We start from the raw sequence: 18,173 nt of genomic DNA on the forward strand, positions 1-18,173 counted from the left end.
AAATAGAATGATTTGTCCAGTTGACAGCTGTTTTTCGAAGACGTAGTATGAGAGGCAGAGCGGTCGATTAACTTATCGATGACACAAAAGATAGGTAAGTTAAAAGAAGCTTCAACGTAAGCCAGTACCTTATTAATCTTCATAAAAACTAGAAAGAGGGGTGAAAAGATATGGAACAACAAGATCCTATGTTCGAAGAATCTCCTGCTGATCAAGCAAAAGCTTGGGTGCAAGAAAATCTTCGTATCATTGTCAGCGTCTTCATTGTTGCGGCAATCGCTCTGGGCATTTACTCCTACTCACAACGTACGGCAGTAATCTCAGACGACGAGAATACCCTTCTCGAAACCAAGCAAGGTGAAACAAGTATTCTGACAGGAGATACGAAATCAGAAGGCTCCGTAAAAGCAGATGTGAAAAACAACGTTATTGTCACTCCGGAACTTAGTCGAGAAACCGAAACATCTTTCGTGGAACAGGCGGAACTCGGAAACGGAACAACACATTTGGCTCGTCGAGCCCTTGCTCATTACCTGGAAAAGAATCAAGACTCATCACTCACAGCGGAACACAAAGTATATATCGAAGATTATCTTCGAAAAAATGTTCGCTTTGAAGGAGCGGTTATCCCTCAGACATCTCTCGAATTTTCGAAAGACTTGATCAAACAAGGCATTGAGAAATCAAAGATGTTGAATGAAAAACAATTACAGAACTTAAAAAAATATTCTTCTCGTGTCAGCGCTTACCGCTAATACATCAGGAAGAGTCAGTTGTTCTTTCTTTTCAAAAACACAGCCCCGTAACACGGGGCTGTGTTTTGTTTATCTCTTTAATTCCTTTGTTTGAGTCGTATACGCCAATCTACGAAAAGAAGAAACCCAAAAATAATTATTGCTACAATAAACAAAGCAAAGAATTTTCCTAGAGCCTGGGTGTTCAGAGCAATCACTGCTATAACGGAAGTAATAAAGAAAAAAAATACCGCTATCTGACGCTCAGACCAACCAATTTCAAGCAATCGAAAATGCAAATGTCTTTTATCAGGTAAGAAAAGAGATGATCCTTCGCGAAAACGTTGCCAAATGACAAAGAGAGCATCCAAAATCGGTAGAGAAAGCACTAAAAGAGCAGTCGCGATCTTCGTTCCCGCAATTACTGCCAAAATAGCGATGAGAAAACCAAGAAACATAGAGCCTACCGTACCAGCAAGAATACGCGCTGGATAAAAATTGAAGAACAAGAACCCAATTGTTATCCCCATACCAACGACTGCGAGAATAGCGATTGGCGGTTGATATACTTCTGGTTTAAGACTGAGGAAAAAAATAGTGATAAACGTAATGAGCGAAATACTCCCGCAAAGCCCATCAAGCCCATCAAGCCAATTCAAAGCGTTCATTACAAGAAACATCCAAAAAAACAGAAGAAGAAATCCTGGTAGCACGAAAATTTCATAAGGAACAATCCATACTCCACCAAAAGGATTCGAGAGAGAGTGTATGTGAATACCAAAAATAAAAACGAGGGCAGTAAGAGCAATTTGAAAAAATATCTGTACTTTCCACTCTATTTCTTTCAGATCATCCCAAAGACCAAAGAAAAGTATGAGCAAGCCTCCACACAACACTCCATACAATTCTCGCGTCAATACAAGATGCGAATCAAAAAAAAGGGTGAAGAGAAAAGCAAAAAGCATTGCCACTCCTCCTAAACGAGAAAGTGTTTTCCTCTGTGCATGACGGCTCTCTGTTCGCCATACAGATCGCTTAAAAAGAGGTACCAAGAGAAAAAGGAGAATACAGCCTACAGTCAGTGCAAACGCTATAAAAAAAGGGGTGAGGAAAAGATCTATCGTCATAAACAGAGCACTTCAGTAATTAATCACCGCGACACTGATACTGACTATTACGATACCGAAAGAGAGAAGGCAACCACCAAGGAGCATGAGATACGAGGCAATACGTTCAGACTTCTGATAAAAATGATAGGAGAGGAAAGTATGCAGTAAAGTAAAAAAGATACTCGCCAGTGGAAAAAGATATGCTTGCCACCAAGATCCCTGGATATCTACCCCGAAATACACGTTGTAATGTAAGATAATAATATTCTCTTCTTGTCTAACAAAATATCCAAGCAGTCCGAGACTTAAAAGACAGAGAAGGATATTCGTGATGAGCAAAATTTGTACAATATCATTGGCAAAAAAAGAATGCTTCGCTTCTGATTGCAGAGTAACAGCATCCCAAGACAATTCATTTGTATTTTCTTGATATGGCATAGAGAAAATCAATTTGGAGTATCGAGCAAAGCATCGGAATGTTCTTGTTCTACACCAAGACGAGCATGATCAAGTTGATTTGTTACTTTGAAAAGACGCTTCTCTACCTCATCATATTTTTTATGGGCATTGCCGATATGACCACCGAGCACAGCAAATTCTTGTTCAAATTTCTCATGCTCACGAGCTAATTTATCTAATTGCCCCATAATCTCTTTCGCTCTTTTTTCTATTTGAAGACCCTGCAATCCAAAAAGAATCGTCCTCATATAGGCATAAAAAGAGTTCGGGGAAACAGGCATAATACGTCGCTGTGTCAGATAATCAAGCAATCCTTGTTCGTCATCGTCTTTGATAATAATTTCATAATAAACATTTTCCGCAGGAACATACATCAATGCGAAATCAAGCGTCCCCTCTTCGGGAACAATATATTTGTTTGCTATAGCATCCACATGCTTCTTCACATCAGTATAAAACTGTTTTCGTGCGATACGCTTTTCATCATCAGTTTTTGCGGTAATAATCTTTTTGAAATTCTCTAAAGGAAATTTAGAATCCACACTGACTAATCCCCCTTTGAGCTTGATAATCGCATCTACCGCTTCACCACTCTTGAACATATATTGCAAAGCAAAATTTTCCTTAGGAAGCATCTGAGACAAGAGGTCTTGAAGCATCAATTCACCAAATCCACCACGAATTTTTGGAGCTTTCAAAATCTCTTGTAATGAAGCCACCTCTTTTCCTACTTCAAGAATTTTTTCACTCGAATAACGCAATTGTTCCAAATCTTTCTGAACATCAGCATACGAACGAGCCGCTTTATCCAAACGATCATCGAGACGCTTCCCATTCTCTGAAAGACGATTATCGAGCATATGCTGAAAATTCGAAAGTTGCTGATTGAATGCATTGGCAATAGAATGAATCTCCGAATCAAAATGACGACTCATGTTGATCATCTCTATTCGCGAAGCATCAGAATCAGTATTTTTCTTTTGCAAAGAAAAAACCAGCCATAAAACGAGACTGGTTACAAAGAACAAAAGAAGAACGACTATCCAAGATATCATATATGCTTATTGAAAAAAATTGTCTTTTTTTTATTTATTCAATCCAGAAATGAATCGTTTCAGTTCAGGGACTTTGTTCGAAACTTCTTCATATGGTCCTTCAAGAAACTCAATAAAAAAACGATCCAGCATATTTAATCGATAGTGGAGTTCTTCGCTATTCATAAGTACAAAACGAATTTCCTTACCCACTTCTGCTTCCAAATGAGCGATAGCATGCTTGAGCTTAGTACGATTGATATTGTTCACCACAAGAATCATATCGACTTTGCTTTTTGGATAATTGAGAAATAAGCCACTAATGAGAATAAGTTTCACTTCACCTATAATCTTCAGTTTACGAAAAACCTGTGATTGAGCATGGACATTGAGTTTCGAGACAAGACTTTTCAGTTCGGTATAGAAAGGAAAATCTTCATTGACTGAGAATTGTTTTTTCCCTTTACGTGAATGTTCAATAACCATCTTCATTTTCGTCAGACGTACTATCTCACGACTCACTTCTGGTCTCGAAATAAGTGTTTTCTCTGATATGGTAACAGTCCCAAACTCTACTCCGGGATTGAGAATGAAAAATCGTATAAGTCGAGCGCGAGCCTTCGATCCAAACAGCGAGTCAAACAATGCAAGTGACATAGGAATACAATCGTTACGAATAGAGCCAGAAAAGAGTTATTTTCCCCTTTTTTCCAGTATAGAAAGAAAAAGGCGAAAAGTCAAAAAGAGCTTTCTTCTTCCCAAAAAGAAAAGAGGCGTTGTTGAGTGCATAAAAGAGGCTGTATCTCACGAGATATGCTATAATAAGTATATTCTTTTTCTTTCTGACAAGATTTTTTCATCTTGATAAGAAAAGGTACGTTATTCTTTATGTTTTCTCTTTCAAAACAAGCATCAAAAAAAGTATGCTCAACAAAAAACAACAAGAAAAGGTTCAAGGAGTTCCCGATTTGAAAAAAATTATCACTGAAATTCCTGTTACCAAAGGACGCGGCACAGAGCCTTTTGTAAAAGTCTTCAACTATAGTGATCAAAACATCGCCAAAAGTTCTCTCGGGTCTCTTGTGGGTGTTTTTGAAATTTCCGATAAAGATGAAAATTCTGTCTTCATTGTCAATTTCCTTACTTCTGTAGCAAAAAAAGAATATTTCAGCAATCTCCGTCGTGGATCTATCGAAAGTTTCGAAGCATCTCTCCATAAAATCAATCTTGCACTAGCAGAACTCGTCAAAGACGGTCATATCGCATGGCTTGGTAAGTTTCATGGTGCTATCGGCGTACTCGAAAAAAATAATTTGCATTTTTCCGTTACTGGACAGGCACAGATACTCCTCTTACGGAACGGTAACCTTTCAGAAATAAGTGATGGAATAACTTCTCCAGAGTCTAACACTCATCCTCTTAAAACGTTTATTGAAATATCGAGCGGACGACTCGTTCCCCAAGATAAAATCATACTCACGTCTCCCGAACTTTTTGAACTTCTCTCTACCGAAGAGCTTGAGAAAAATGCTCTCCGTATGGACAACGAGCAGTTTTCTCAGTTTTTACGAACGGTACTCGTAAATAAACTCGATATGGGAGGATCTCTTATCGTCGATTTTGAAGAAACTGAACAAATACAAGAAGTAAAGAAAGAGGTAAAAAAGGTTATTAAAACGTCACAGAATTTTTTCAGTCAAGAGCCATTTGAAACTGCTCAAAAAGAAAAGAATGCTATCATCGTAAACGGCGTACTCAATAATCATGAAGTTTCTGATGCCGAAAAAGAATATACCGATCCTCGTACTCGACATATTTATGTCCATGGCGACACTGAACAGATAGATGAAAGTCATCCATTTCAAGAAAATATGCAGTCCTTTTTGCAAGACATCGCTCATTCGTTGGAAGGCATACTTATTGCTCAAAAAAAATTACTCCGTAAATTTGGAAAGAGAATAACCCTTTCTTTTGTCTTCCTGACGGAAAGAACCCTTACAGCATTCTCTACTTTTTTCTCTCTCATTCATAAACAATGGATCAAAGGAAGCGCCGTTCTCGTATCCAAAATACGGTCTGTCCAAATCATATCACCTATCAAAAAGAAGATTCAGAAAACCTCTCCTATACATATAGAGTACAAACAATCCTTCCCAAGTGATATCAAAATCGTGCCAACACAAAAAATTTCCCCTGAAAATGAAGAGCCTTCCTCGGATCTTCCTCCGTTTATAAAGGAAAAATTGGTTGCTTTTTATAAGAAAAAAGAACTGTCTCATCCAGAACATCTCTTTTGGGAACGCTTTATTACTCTGTTTTCACCTCTTTTTTCTTTCTTTATATCATCGTTTACAAAAGTATCCCGAGCATTATTCAAATTTTTTGTCTTTATCATAGCATTCGCTAAACCAAAGATTCAGCGTCTTTTTGCCCTCTCATTTCTTTTTCTCAGAACGAAATTAAATCAGTATGAAAAAAAACAGATCATCCTTGCATCTGGTATTGTTGTCACCCTCATTCTGGGAAGTGTTTTTCTAGTGAAATTTTTCAATAAACAAGAAGCTTCCCCAGTGGTTGAGGTGCCAATTGAAAATGCTCTTCCCTTTTCCTCTTCTCTCGAAACAGAGAAAAATATCCACTTGGTGCAAGACATGCAATCCATCATGACCACGGAAGACACCATTATTACTTCAGTACTACTCGATGATGAAATATACCTCATCACTCCCACTGCTGTTCTTAGTGTGAACGAAAAGAAAAGTTTTCTCTTACCAGAAAAAAGTGGTTCTGTGACACTCGCTACTCCGATGAATGACTTGCGCCTTATTTTCATCTCTACAGATACCAACGAGCTTTTCTCTTTTGCTCCAAGCAATGGAAAATTCACAAAAAATACCCTCAATCTCTTGGACGGAACTATCATACAGTCTATCGGCACTTATCTGACATATCTTTATGTATTGGATGCCAATACCAATCACATCTATCGTTTTCCACGTGCAGAAGGTGGTTTTGGAACAGGCTCTCTCTGGACCAAATCCCCCCTCGCTCTTGGAAACTCTCCTCAAATAGCAGTAAGCGAGACAATTTTTGTTGCTCCAGATACAACTCACATTTCAGCTTTTTTCCGTGGTATATCTACCAAGGATTTTGAATCGCCTCTCGCACCCCTTTCTCTTTCTTCTCTTCTCGCTTCACCTGATCTCGAGAATATCTATGCAATCGATACTAACGAGAAACGCATACTGATATGGAATCAGGAAGGAATGCTCATTGCTCAGTATTTCTCCGAACAATTTTCTACTCTCAAAAGTATTTCGGTTGATGAAAAAAAGAATACGGTGTTTATCACAACCGAGAAGGAACTTCTGTCATTCACCCTTGATTCAAAAAAATAAATCCTGATTCCTAAAAAAGAGTAACAGTGATCCCGTTACTCTTTTTTGTTTCCTGATATTTTTTAGAGAGGTTTTTCTGCAAGCCTCATACGATTCATAATTTCACGATTGACAATAGTCGCATCACGACCATACCGGAGACGCGAGAGTTCTTTGAGAGCATTCGCTATCTCTTGACTCCCATTCGTTGGAGCGTATGTTTTCATATTGAATGGCTTGGTAAGCTCATTGTTCATAAGGAGTCTCGCAAAACAATTCCGATTGTCGACATTCATCAGATCGCGGGCTGAAAATACAGGAAGAAATTGCTTCTCAAGAAATTCAGCGTCTTCTGATCCGATACGGAACGAAACAAGCGATCCGACATTCCCAAACACTGCCTTGGAAATTTCTTCTTTGAGCTGAGCAATAAACTGATGCGCCATTGTGAGCACCAATCGATATTTACGAGCCTCTGAGAGGATTTGAGCAATAGAATTTGTGGTTACATTCTGGAACTCATCCATATAGAGATAGAAGTCGGTCCGCTCCTCTTCTGGTGTGTCTACACGTGACAGCGCTGCCATCAAGATCTTTCCGACAATGACCATGCCGAGCAGTTTCGCATTGATTTCACCGATTTTTCCTTTGGAAAGATTGACGAGAAGAATCTTCTTTCCGTCCATAATTTCACGGAAATTGAGCGTGCTTTTCTGCTGTCCAATGATTGGGCGCATCATATCATTGGAAATGAACGTTGTAAGCTTGGAAGTAATATACGGCACCATGTTGGCAAGCGCCGCTTCTCCACCTGCCTTCTCTGCTTCTTTGGTCCAAAAATCGTATGCGATAGGGTTATTACACTTGGAAAGTTTGTACTTGCGAAAATCTTCATCTGCTAATACTTTGGAAATTTCCATGAGCGTTGATCCGCTCTCAGGATCCTCCATGATAAGCAACATTGCATTACGCATATATTGTTCAAACATTGGTCCACCAGTGGCTTTCAGATCATAGAGTTGATCAAATATACCAATCATTTCATTGATAACGAACGTTTTTTGCTCTGGATGTTGTGCATCGTACTCGAGCATATTGAGCCCAATAGGACGTTCGGTATCCGAAGGATCAAAGAGAATGACGTCTTCTGCTCGTTCTTTGGGAATAGCGGTCAAAATATCTTCAATAGCATCTCCGTGAGGATCAATAAAACAAAAACCATGTCCCGCAAGAGCGTCTTTCTTGGCCATTTCCTGAAGATACACCGACTTACCAACACCCGTCTGTCCAATAACATACATATGACGTCGACGATCATTTTCAGTAATACGAATATCTGTCTTCGTACCGCGATAATCATTGTATCCGAGAAGCAGTCCTTCTTCTGGAATGTTCACTGGTGGAGGAGCAGCTCCTGCTTTGAGCCACTTGATTTTTGGTGTAGCCGTCGTCGAAATCGGGAAATGGAAAATACTCGCCAATTCTTCGACCGAAAGGATCATCTGCTGTTCATCATTAAAGTTACGGAAAATAAAATCATACACTGCTTGTTTTTCACTGATGCGTTTTTTGATACGAAACGTATTTACTTCTGGATTCTCGAATTGACCAAAAGCATTTTCCAAATGACCCAGGATTTCTTCCGCACGCTCTTGAGTCCCTGCTGATGCAATCAGTCGTATATTGGCACGAAAAGCTCCTTTATTCGTTTTTTCATCGATAGATTTTACCAATTCTTGTTCTTCGGGAGTAAGGTTGACTTGTTTTTTATCATCTAGAATTGAATTCTTCTCTTTAGAACTTGTCAGTGTCTTCATCATTTCTTTTCCAAACGAAGCAGAGGCCTCACGAAGCATTGATTGATGTTTAGCATCCTTGAGACGCTTCCCTTCTTGCATCCTCTGGGCAATCTTTTTCCCTTCACTACGCCACGCAGTATTCGTACGAGTGAGGAGTATCTGAAGCGAGATGCCTTCTTCGATAGAATTCAACTTACTTAAAGCATTGGAAATAACATTGAGTGGATCAACATCGAGTCCACGATAGGTACGAAGAGGAAGAGCATGGCTATGAACGAGATCGAGTACAGAAACTGCCGTATAGCCACCCGGCGAAAAGATAGTGTATTCCGTCGCTTTTTCAATCACTGCATGAGGGAAAAAACTATGTATTTGTTTCTCTGCACTCTCCCTGAAACGCTTTGGAACAGAAAGGTAGAAAAATATTTCTTCACTCGAAGAAGGATTGGCAATTTCAAAAATGATTGTTGGAGTATCAAAAAAAAGTCCTTTGAAAAAACCTCCCTTGGGCTTCAGAACAGTCAGTGAAGCAAGTAACTGCTCCATAGCAAAAATCTCTTCTTTCCATGCCTCAGCATTCGGAGCCTGTTGCGCTCCCTCTGGAATTTCTTTACGTGTCACGCGTATCATTTCCAGATCCATATTCATAGACTGATTGATCTGATAACGAAAACGAAAAAAACTTCGAATAACGAGAAATGTTCCGCTGATGATAGCGACAGACGCCAAAAGATACACCAACGGTATCAAAAGGATATTCAAATCAAGACCGGTCATTTTTTGTATGTGTTATATATTTTTTTGATATTTGCTGGGATAGATTCTCAGTCTTTCTTGATCAGACCTTTGGCGAGCAGTCCTTCATACAGATTATCTACGAGTTCATCATGCATCTTATCAAGTGCATAATAATCTCCGAGAGAACGGGCAACTTTCACCGCATAGACAACTCCTCTTGTCTCAGCGAGCTCAATAAGTTTCTGTACTTTACTCTCCTCATCTATCGTCGCACTGATACTCTTTGCATCCAATTGATGATCCGTGTTGTCAGACGGTACTGATGATTGTGATTCGGGTGCCACCTGAGCGAGAATTTCATCGTATTTTCTTTCTTTCTGTTCACTCGAACCTTCAATGTGTGTATCGATCTGTTCCGATGGAACTGTCAATACATTCTCTGCTGATGTTTCTGAGGTACGTTCTGGCGTAATAGACATATTCTCCGTTCCAATCGTTTTTTCGTCGGCCATAATTATTGAAGATAAATAATAAAAGATAATTGATGATAGATAAGTAACTAAGAAGATAATTGATGATAGATAATAGATACTCGATAAAAAAACATTCAACACCCCATCATTTATCACTCATCATGTATCCTGCATCTTCGGTATCTCTCTAGACTGCTCCTTCTGTGAGTTCTTCTTTGAATTTGTCGACAACACCACGTACAAATATATTGTACCCTGGAATCTTGTTTTCGAAAAACGATTCAAGTTCTTCTTGCTTCGCCTCTCTGTTAAGCAGAGATTCATACTCTGCGACATTTTCATCGCCCAACTTCTCCATCGTTTCAATAAAAATACGCTTCACCAAAGCTTCTCCTATCTTTGCGAGCAGTTCTTCTTTCTTGTCTTCTGGGACATTTTCCAAATGAAACGCCTCGATGAGTTCTGTCTTCAATGCTTCCTGGTCAAGTGCCATAGATGTATGTAATAAATTGTATTAGTTCAAAAAAAATGAAAAATTATTGAGTGGTCGTATAGAGACCGAGGCGTTGTCCTGGAGTAACCAGCGTCGATATCTTCTTGAGATAATCCATGACCGTGACGTTCGGGTGTTCACGCAAAAATGCTATCCTATCGAAAGCAATCTTGTTATCCTCTACACCCTGAAAAAATTGCGTAAAATTTTTGATTTGTTCGTGATTCAAACCTGTTTTGTATCCCGTAAAAGATCCTGCTTTGTAGAGTTTTGCATCTTTGAATATATCCATCAGCTTGATAGAACTCATTTCTTTTTTATCCACAATCCAGTCTTGGCCCAAAGCAGGGTTTTCCATTCGAAATATCTGCATATACCAATCATTCACACGAGGGATGAGTTCTGCTGTAAATACTGGTTCACGCGAAACAGATGGTGATTCTACAGGAACAACATTGCTCACAGGAGACTCGGTGACCCGTTCCAATGGAGGAGTATTTTCTCCAACAGATTGTGTGGCAATCTTTCCACTCAGAATTTCATCCACTTTGGCATTGGTCAGTGTCGTACCAGGATGCGAGGCGACATAGTCTGCTATTTTTGCATCATTGGCAGTGATGGAAACTATCTGATCAGGAGAAAGAGACTGAGCTTGAGAAAGAGCATTCTCAACAAATGCTTTATCAATACCATGATCAGAAAACTTAATTGTTTCGCCAGCCTTCAATTGTACGTCACCGTATTTATCTTTCAGCGCATCGATAAAATGAGTTTTTTCTGCCCCTTCGAGTTTCAGCGTGTCAGCTACCCCTCCTGCTATTTTCCACACTGAGTCACCTGGCTTCACGACATAATCCTGATTGAATACACCTGTGAGAGGGTCTGTATCTGGTTGAGGAACCTGAGGTGCTTCAATGGGCGCTTCTGATGGTACAGGAACAGACGGAATCGCTAGCGGTGACACTTCTCCAGGAGTCGGAATCTGTGCGGATGCCTGAGGAGTATTTCCTATTTGATCTTTCACCCAGTCCACTGCCTGATTGCCACCCAGATGATCCATAGCGACCTGAGTCAGCCAGCCAGATCCGACAAGTCCACCGACACCCAGGGCCGATACCTTACGCCATGTCTTCGCTCGTTTCTCATTTTGCAATTTCGTATTGAGAGCATTGATATCTTGATCAAGGAGGGTATTGAGCGCATCAAAAGTAACTTCTGGTTTCATGCCAAGACTTTCTGTCTTGAGTCTCTCCATCTCTTGAGCTATTTCCCCTTCTGCTTGATCAACTCTTTTTCTCTCTCCGAAACTCTCGAGGAGCGCCTCTGTACCAACAGCCATACCCGCTCCACTGGCCACTTTGCGAATAACTGAAGCAAAAGCAAGTGCTCCTGCTGCGGTTCCGCTCCCACCAGACAAAGCAATTCCTGCGGTAATGCCCAAGAAAGCTGCTGTAATAGCGAGTTTTCTTGTAAGTGGGATGCGATTATAGGCACGGCCCAAGTTTCCTAACAGAACAGTTACTTTCTCGATACCACTCGCATCTTTCAGATGTTCTGACTTGTATTGTGTTCGTTCATTGATGAGATTGGTGGATTCATCGAGCTTGTAATAACGCATGATACGCTCTATCTCTTTTGTTCTTTCCTCTGGAGTCAGTTGTTCTTCATCGATTCTCTTTTGAAGCAGTGCCACTTCTGCATTCTGAAGATTCTTCACCGCTGTCTCATAATAAACCTGTGCGTCATCTTTTCTCGCATCTTGCTCAATACCAAACATACTCTTGAATTTCTTCCAAGCATCCCTATTCTTGACATCCGTCTCCACCCAACGAGCACGCATCTCACCAACCATCGTTCGAAGACTATCTATGTTTGCTTGTTCTGCTTCTCGATCTGTCTCTAATGTTTTTTCTTCGGATGTTTGTAACTCAATTATCGGTTCATTTTTGATAGTCTCAGAAGCTTTTATCTCTTTTGGTTCTTCTTTTTCATCTGTTGGCACTGTATCAAAACTTCCTTCTTCCTCTTGATCAAGAAGCTCTCGCAATCTGGCTTCATGTCCTGCTCTCACCGATGCCAATCGATCATTTTCTGCTTTTTTCTCTGTTTTTTGTCTTTCGAGTTCTTCTTGTTCCGCTTTCTGCCACGCTTCTGCAGATACAGAATCCACAACAGGGATTGAAGATATTTTTTGTCCCTGTGCCTCTCTGACATAACCCTCTGTAGAAAGTTTTTCCTGTAATGCTTCAATAGAGAGACTGTGCGCTGTCATATCGCCTTCATCCTCTTCTCGTGGTTCTGAAAGCAATTCCTCAGCATTTGCACCCTGTCGAACATCCATCATCCCTTCTGTAAGTGCGGTTACAAAAATTCTCGACTGAGTTCCATCTGCATTTGTCTTCACCCACATATCTCCCACTTGTGGCACGAAATCTTCAAGACCACCCTCATTGTCTGAAGGTGGAACTATCGGTGGCTCGTCCGGTGGAATCGATCCTCTACCTCCCCCATTATTTCTACCTCCACGATCGCTTCCGGTCTGTGTTTGTGGCTTGCTTGATGTTTCTGCGTTCTTTCCGCTAGATTTTTTCTTCTGTGCAGATTCTTGATCAGAGATATTTTTTCTCTTTTTTTCAAGTGTCCTCACCATTTCTTCTCTTGATATGACTTCGGCATCCTCGACTTTCTCTCCTTGTTTTGCTTTCAGTTCTAATGCTTGTATTTCCTTTCTTAAGAAAGTAATTCTCTCATTAAGATGCTCTTTCTCTTTTAAATCAAGTGATCTGAGCACTATATCATTCCCATTATTCTGAGGCTCAGAAATGCCGATATTGTTTTCGTTGTTTCGCCTGCGTTGATTCACAATCTTTCCTGATGTGGTACCAGCATCAAGACTAGCTGATACTATCGGTTGACTCCTTTCGTTCGAAATGCCTTTTCGAGCCTCAATAGCTGCTGCATTAGCACCTGCCATTATTATTTTTTTTTGTACACTGAACCTTTCCGCCATAATCGTACTATATATAATTAAAGACTTTTTTATTGTATACGATCAGTAAAATACTTCTCGATAAACAGATGAGCAAACAATTGTTTCTCAGAGGCGTCCATCGGTAATTGGTCGAGGCGGATCATAATACTTAAAGAGAGTGCTTGTATAATATCGTTTTTGTTTTCTTCTATAAATTCGACGAGATTTCGACCTTCTAACAAAGTATTCATTTCTTGCAGACCAGCCGCAAGAGTACTTTTGAGACGGTCTTCTTCGAATGCGATTTCTAGAGTATTCTTTCCAAGTTTTTGAAAGATTTTTTCATACACTTCGCCAGCATTTTCTGTTTTCGTCTTTTCTGGTGTTTTTGTGGTATCTACCACTGGTTCTGTAGATAGAGGCGAGACTTTTTTTGCTCGGGGCATTATTAATTTCCACTGAAACTCGTCATCCAGAAATTGCAAAAATTTCTTTACATATTTCGGCGTCACTTTCAAACCTTTCTTCTCGCCATAATGATACTTTATTTCCGTACCAGATTCAGAAATCTCTTCAATAACAAGTTCTTCTCCCTCTTTGTCTTTTCCAAACGGTCTCCGCTTGCTCCGTAAGGCTTCTACAAGCACAGCAAACAACTCTTCACCAGAATATTCTTTCTTTTTTTCTGATGCCACTTTCTTTCCTTCTCGTATAACAAATTTCGCTTCATTAACATCGGAAAGAGCTCGTTTGAGATCATCAATATTTCTTTTTTCAAAAGCGTCCTTGGCAGCACTCCGTAATGAGTAAAGATAAGAAGAAAACTTACTAAAATTCCCTTGTTGTTTTCCTTTTTTATCGCCAGGGAGAACTTCGACAAGAATTTTGGCTTCTGATTCTTTTTCTTTGCATTTTTTCCTAATAGAATCCATCATATCTTGCAGTGGTTTGAGTAATTCTTCTCGTTTTTCTCGAATAACTCTATTCACAGCTTCCACACATTTTAAGAATTCAGTATCTGCTATTCTTTTATCTATTCTTGCTTCTCTTTCCGGTATTTGATCCAAGAGAACATCACTCAATGTGTGGGTGATTTGTAATTTCTCTACTAACGCATCAAGATCCTTCTCATTTGTCACTGTATTAATTTCTGTTTCTCTATAATTAAACTGTATCAACAAATCAGTCCGAACAAGTTCATGCAATTTTTTTTGAACTGCTTGTTCAATCTCTCTTTTCAACTGACTTATCACAGTAACTTCATCATTAGTGAGGTCTCTCTGCAATGAATCCTTAATTTCGTCTAAAGGAAAAAATCGAATATCGGTCGGCCCTTCACCCTCCTTGGTCTTCTCGGTGATCACTATACTTTTTCGAAGGCGTACGTACTCTTCTGGCGTTTGAACCTTCTCAATAATAATCATCCAGTCTTTTTGAATTTCATCAAGAGCTCCTGAAAGATCAGCCGAAATCTCTGATTCTGCATTTTTTTCAGATCGAATATCAGCAGAACTATTTCTCTGTCCAGTATCAGCTGATGCTCTCAATTCTGCTACGACTTTATCTCCTGCTGTAGCAATTATATTTTCCAAGCTCGAATGAGGTTCTGCCATAATACTTCTTTTATTTCACGAATTCCTCAACACATTTTCTGACAAATGTATTTGAAAAGAGATTCTTCTCTGATGCGGTCCAGGAAAATTTCTCCAAGCCATCGACAAATTTTTGAGAGAAAGCTGTAATAATCTTTTCTTTGTGTTCAATAATACTTTCAACTCCGATTTGATCTCTGATATCGTTCAGACCATCCCTGAGAGCGTCTGCTAATCTCTGTTCTTCAGAAAAGATTTCTTTGTCATCATGACCGAGACTCTGGTAGAGAGTTTCATACGATCGCTCTTCTGATTCTACACTATTATTCTGCATTGAGGAAACGATTTGTTCGCTCTCATCCTGAAAAATGATTTGTTTTCCTCGTTTTGGTTTTTTTGTATCAAACTTTTTCTTTCCTTCTTCTGTTTTCTGTTCGGTATATCCTGATTTTTTTGGTGATATTTGTTTCACCCGACCGCCGATAGATTCATCATCTTCTCCGATGCCTCCATCGTTTTTGTCTTTTTTCCCGAGGAATATTCTTTTTTCGAATGCGTCCAATTTTTCCCAGACCTCCATAATTTCTGCGGATGATGAATGTTCATCTACTGATTGAGCCCATTCATCTACTTGTCTGACGAATTCTGGTGGACTCGGAGCATCGTCTGCTATATCGCCACTAAAGGCGATCGTCGATTGTTCACATTTCTTCTTCAGTGCATCTACTTTTCTGTCGAGAAGAACTTTTTGGTATCCTTTTTCTACCAATTCAATATCTGGTTTATCATCTCCCTGTTCGTTTTCCAACGACTTCAACTCTGATATTTTGAGTTCCAGGGCATAATCTGGCAAAGAAGCTTCAAGGGCATGGAGCTCAGCAAACAAAAGGAATCCTTGACGTCCCTGTTCTACAATATGATCATCAAGTTTGTTCCATTCTTCCCCAATTGTTTCAATCTTCTCGTGTATTGATTGAGATTGCTGTAATATTTCTTCTCCCTCTTTTTTCTTTTCTGGATCATCAATCTCTCCAGAGAGATATGGTCCATATTCTTCATCAACAAATGCATTCCATGATTCTATCATTGTACGACTTGCCTCGAATTCACGAATAAAAGCATTTTCCAGCTTCATCATTTCTCCTTCATACAGGGCATAAAATTCTGGATACTGTTCTTTTATTGGATCCGTTTTTTCCATTCCCGCAACCAATACACGGAAGTTTTCCAGGTGTTTTTTCTCTCCCTGCGCCCTCCTGTTCTTCTCTATCCCGTGAATATCGGTTCTTGTGTAATAAATCTGTGGTTTTCCTCCTTTGGTCTTCGCTATTGTTCCTACGGCAATACGATCACCGCTTGTGGCATCCTGAAAAACGTCACCTTTCTGTGGAAACGGAAAATCTTCTTCTGGAATGACATCGTTATTTTGTTTTTTCGGCGGTTCGAGAACAGTCTGGGCGTCTGATTTGTCTCCGGCAACCGCTGTATCTGGAGGAATATTCGACTGAACAGACTCAGACTCCCTTTCCTTATCAAGAATGATTGGTGGTTGTACAATCATTTCTTCACGAGGGAGCGACTGAAGAACAAACTGTCCATCTTTGAGCGGAGGGAGTGGTTTCTGTAAAAGGTTTCCGACCTGTTCAAAAAAAGGAAATTTCATAATTTTTCTTTTCAATGTATCTTTGTTATAATTCTATCATACAAAACAAAAAAAATATATGTCTCTCTTTCGTAAATATTCATCTCATCAGATTGCAACAGGATTTCTTCTTTTTGGTATTCTCGTACTCGCATTTTCTGTGAGAATATACCACATCGAAAGTATTCCGGCCGGTATCTATCCAGACGAAGCTGCGAACGGTGTCGATGCGCTCCATGCGCTCGAGACCGGAGTATATCAACTCTTCTACACAGCCAATTATGGACGGGAAGGGCTCTTCATCAACCTTCAGGCACTCTCGATATCTCTTTTCGGTAATACCATCCTCGGACTCAAGCTCTGGTCCATCATTTTTGGAACCCTCTCAGTACTCGGCATCTACCTTCTTGGCAAAGAACTCTTCCACAGACGAATTGCTGGCTTATTTGCATCCTTCATGCTCGCGACATCCTACTGGGCAATCAATTTCTCCCGCATCGGATTTCGAGCCATCATGACTACATTCCTTCTCACTTTCTCATTTTATTACTTTTTTCGAGGTCTTCGCACGAGAAAATTCAGAGATTTTTTCATCTCTGGTATCCTTTTCGGAACTGGAATGCATACGTATATTGCATTCCGTGTTGCCCCTCTCATACTTCTTCTCCTCCTTCCAGCGCTGATACTTTCCTATGAACGTTTTTTCGCACGTTATTACAAACACGCACTCCTATTCATACTTGGTGCATTCATTTCTGCATTACCAATGTTCTATCATTTTTTTGTTTCTCATCCAGAAAATTTCGAATCACGTTCTGATGAAATATCCATCTTTTCTCCGAAAATCAATCATGGCAGTATTTCACAAACACTCGCTCGTACATTCTCCCTTTCTCTCATAAAATACAATTTCTTTGGTGATCAGAATTGGCGTCACAACTATCCACCCTATCCGATACTCAGTCCTTTCGTTGGAACATTTTTCCTTGCCGGATTCCTTTTTGTTCTCTGGCAAACAGGAGCACTTCTCATACGTCGTATTCGTTATCATAATCGAGATACCAGGCTCGTTCTATATTTCTTTCTGCTTGGATCTTTTTTTACGATGCTTCTTCCGGAATTCCTCTCTGGAGAAGGGCTTCCTCACGCTCTCCGTTCGATCGGAACACAGATGCCAGTATTTCTCATCGCTACTCTCCCAGCGCTCTGGATATTTCATCAAGCTCTGCGTTCTCGAACAGGTTCGCGTATTGCACTGCTCTTCGTTCTGTTTATCGCTTTGAGTGGAAGTATGGCATTTGATCTGACAAAATACTTTGTTTTCTTTGCAAAAAGTCCAAATGCTGGAGGATCATTCAACGAAAACTATACCAATATGGGACGATACCTCCTCACACTTTCTCCTGAAACAAAAAAATACGTACTCTTTTCTGATGAAGGAAACAATGACCGCTTCAGACTCCCTGTCTTTGCTCATCCTGTTTACTATCTTACTTATGGACGCGTCGCCAATATGGAAATTATCGGAGAAAACACTCTAATCCAAAGTCCAGCTATCTTTCTCATGGTGAATTACAACGAAGAAATAGCGAAAAAGATATTTGAGCGTGTGCCGAATACAAGGATAGAACGTATCGATATGAACGGACCTGATCGTACTGGTGGAGATTTCAATGTCATTTTTTTATCTGAAAACTAATAATCAAGAAAGATTTCCTCATAAGTAATCTTTCTCAGAACCAGTCGTTTGCT

Annotated in this window: 13 protein-coding genes; 3 read left to right on the forward strand and 10 right to left on the reverse strand. The window is 39.9% G+C overall.

Translation table 11 applies throughout. The features are described 5' to 3' along the window. Positions 1-170: 170 nt before the first annotated feature. Positions 171-755, forward strand: coding sequence for a hypothetical protein (locus tag PHH40_02930; GenBank protein MDD2766689.1), 585 nt, complete (start codon positions 171-173; stop codon positions 753-755). A gap of 77 nt (positions 756-832) precedes the next feature. On the opposite strand, the gene PHH40_02935 is transcribed toward PHH40_02930, so the two are convergent. From PHH40_02935 to PHH40_02950, 4 genes are read right to left on the reverse strand one after another with little or no spacing between them, the layout of a single operon-like run. Next, positions 833-1,861 (reverse strand): MraY family glycosyltransferase, encoded by a 1,029-nt coding sequence (locus PHH40_02935; protein MDD2766690.1) that lies wholly within the window; start codon positions 1,859-1,861, stop codon positions 833-835. Between the two features lie 12 nt (positions 1,862-1,873). Then, on the reverse strand, positions 1,874-2,281 hold the full coding sequence (locus PHH40_02940; GenBank protein MDD2766691.1) for a hypothetical protein: 408 nt from the start codon (positions 2,279-2,281) through the stop codon (positions 1,874-1,876). Between the two features lie 8 nt (positions 2,282-2,289). After that, complete coding sequence (locus PHH40_02945) at positions 2,290-3,357, reverse strand: DNA recombination protein RmuC (protein ID MDD2766692.1); 1,068 nt, start codon at positions 3,355-3,357, stop codon at positions 2,290-2,292. Positions 3,358-3,387: 30 nt separating this feature from the next. Beyond that, positions 3,388-3,993 (reverse strand): hypothetical protein, encoded by a 606-nt coding sequence (locus PHH40_02950; GenBank protein ID MDD2766693.1) that lies wholly within the window; start codon positions 3,991-3,993, stop codon positions 3,388-3,390. Between the two features lie 266 nt (positions 3,994-4,259). On the opposite strand from PHH40_02950, the gene PHH40_02955 reads away from it, so the two are divergent. Next, complete coding sequence (locus PHH40_02955; GenBank protein MDD2766694.1) at positions 4,260-6,734, forward strand: hypothetical protein; 2,475 nt, start codon at positions 4,260-4,262, stop codon at positions 6,732-6,734. Positions 6,735-6,796: 62 nt separating this feature from the next. On the opposite strand, the gene PHH40_02960 is transcribed toward PHH40_02955, so the two are convergent. From PHH40_02960 to PHH40_02985, 6 genes are all read right to left on the reverse strand, one after another. Continuing rightward, positions 6,797-9,289 carry a type IV secretion system DNA-binding domain-containing protein gene (locus tag PHH40_02960; GenBank protein MDD2766695.1) on the reverse strand — a complete coding sequence of 831 codons (2,493 nt, stop codon included), beginning with the start codon at positions 9,287-9,289 and terminating at the stop codon, positions 6,797-6,799. 47 nt (positions 9,290-9,336) lie between these two features. Then, complete coding sequence (locus PHH40_02965; GenBank protein MDD2766696.1) at positions 9,337-9,762, reverse strand: hypothetical protein; 426 nt, start codon at positions 9,760-9,762, stop codon at positions 9,337-9,339. A 148-nt stretch (positions 9,763-9,910) separates the two neighbouring features. Next, entirely contained in the window at positions 9,911-10,216 is a 306-nt protein-coding gene (locus PHH40_02970; protein MDD2766697.1) for a DUF5663 domain-containing protein, read from the reverse strand. Between the two features lie 43 nt (positions 10,217-10,259). Continuing rightward, positions 10,260-13,226 carry a hypothetical protein gene (locus PHH40_02975; GenBank protein MDD2766698.1) on the reverse strand — a complete coding sequence of 989 codons (2,967 nt, stop codon included), beginning with the start codon at positions 13,224-13,226 and terminating at the stop codon, positions 10,260-10,262. A 29-nt stretch (positions 13,227-13,255) separates the two neighbouring features. After that, a complete protein-coding gene (locus PHH40_02980; GenBank protein MDD2766699.1) occupies positions 13,256-14,800 on the reverse strand; it encodes a hypothetical protein in 1,545 nt (514 codons plus the stop codon). A gap of 10 nt (positions 14,801-14,810) precedes the next feature. Then, positions 14,811-16,442, reverse strand: a complete 1,632-nt coding sequence (locus PHH40_02985) for a hypothetical protein (GenBank protein ID MDD2766700.1) — start codon at positions 16,440-16,442, stop codon at positions 14,811-14,813. 58 nt (positions 16,443-16,500) lie between these two features. Here PHH40_02985 and PHH40_02990 point away from each other — a divergent pair, with 58 nt between their 5' ends. Then, a complete protein-coding gene (locus tag PHH40_02990; protein MDD2766701.1) occupies positions 16,501-18,120 on the forward strand; it encodes a glycosyltransferase family 39 protein in 1,620 nt (539 codons plus the stop codon). Positions 18,121-18,173 lie beyond the last annotated feature (53 nt).

Source organism: Candidatus Moraniibacteriota bacterium (assembly GCA_028688415.1).
In the GTDB taxonomy this organism is placed as follows: domain Bacteria; phylum Patescibacteriota; class Minisyncoccia; order Moranbacterales; family UBA1568; genus UBA1568.

Bases quoted from the DNA above. Each gene is read 5' to 3' on its own strand.
- PHH40_02930 (MDD2766689.1), top strand. From the start codon at position 171: ATGGAACAACAAGATCCTATGTTCGAAGAATCTCCTGCTGATCAAGCA.
- PHH40_02935 (MDD2766690.1), bottom strand. From the start codon at position 1,861: ATGACGATAGATCTTTTCCTCACCCCTTTTTTTATAGCGTTTGCACTG.
- PHH40_02940 (MDD2766691.1), bottom strand. From the start codon at position 2,281: ATGCCATATCAAGAAAATACAAATGAATTGTCTTGGGATGCTGTTACT.
- PHH40_02945 (MDD2766692.1), bottom strand. From the start codon at position 3,357: ATGATATCTTGGATAGTCGTTCTTCTTTTGTTCTTTGTAACCAGTCTC.
- PHH40_02950 (MDD2766693.1), bottom strand. From the start codon at position 3,993: ATGTCACTTGCATTGTTTGACTCGCTGTTTGGATCGAAGGCTCGCGCT.
- PHH40_02955 (MDD2766694.1), top strand. From the start codon at position 4,260: ATGCTCAACAAAAAACAACAAGAAAAGGTTCAAGGAGTTCCCGATTTG.
- PHH40_02960 (MDD2766695.1), bottom strand. From the start codon at position 9,289: ATGACCGGTCTTGATTTGAATATCCTTTTGATACCGTTGGTGTATCTT.
- PHH40_02965 (MDD2766696.1), bottom strand. From the start codon at position 9,762: ATGGCCGACGAAAAAACGATTGGAACGGAGAATATGTCTATTACGCCA.
- PHH40_02970 (MDD2766697.1), bottom strand. From the start codon at position 10,216: ATGGCACTTGACCAGGAAGCATTGAAGACAGAACTCATCGAGGCGTTT.
- PHH40_02975 (MDD2766698.1), bottom strand. From the start codon at position 13,226: ATGGCGGAAAGGTTCAGTGTACAAAAAAAAATAATAATGGCAGGTGCT.
- PHH40_02980 (MDD2766699.1), bottom strand. From the start codon at position 14,800: ATGGCAGAACCTCATTCGAGCTTGGAAAATATAATTGCTACAGCAGGA.
- PHH40_02985 (MDD2766700.1), bottom strand. From the start codon at position 16,442: ATGAAATTTCCTTTTTTTGAACAGGTCGGAAACCTTTTACAGAAACCA.
- PHH40_02990 (MDD2766701.1), top strand. From the start codon at position 16,501: ATGTCTCTCTTTCGTAAATATTCATCTCATCAGATTGCAACAGGATTT.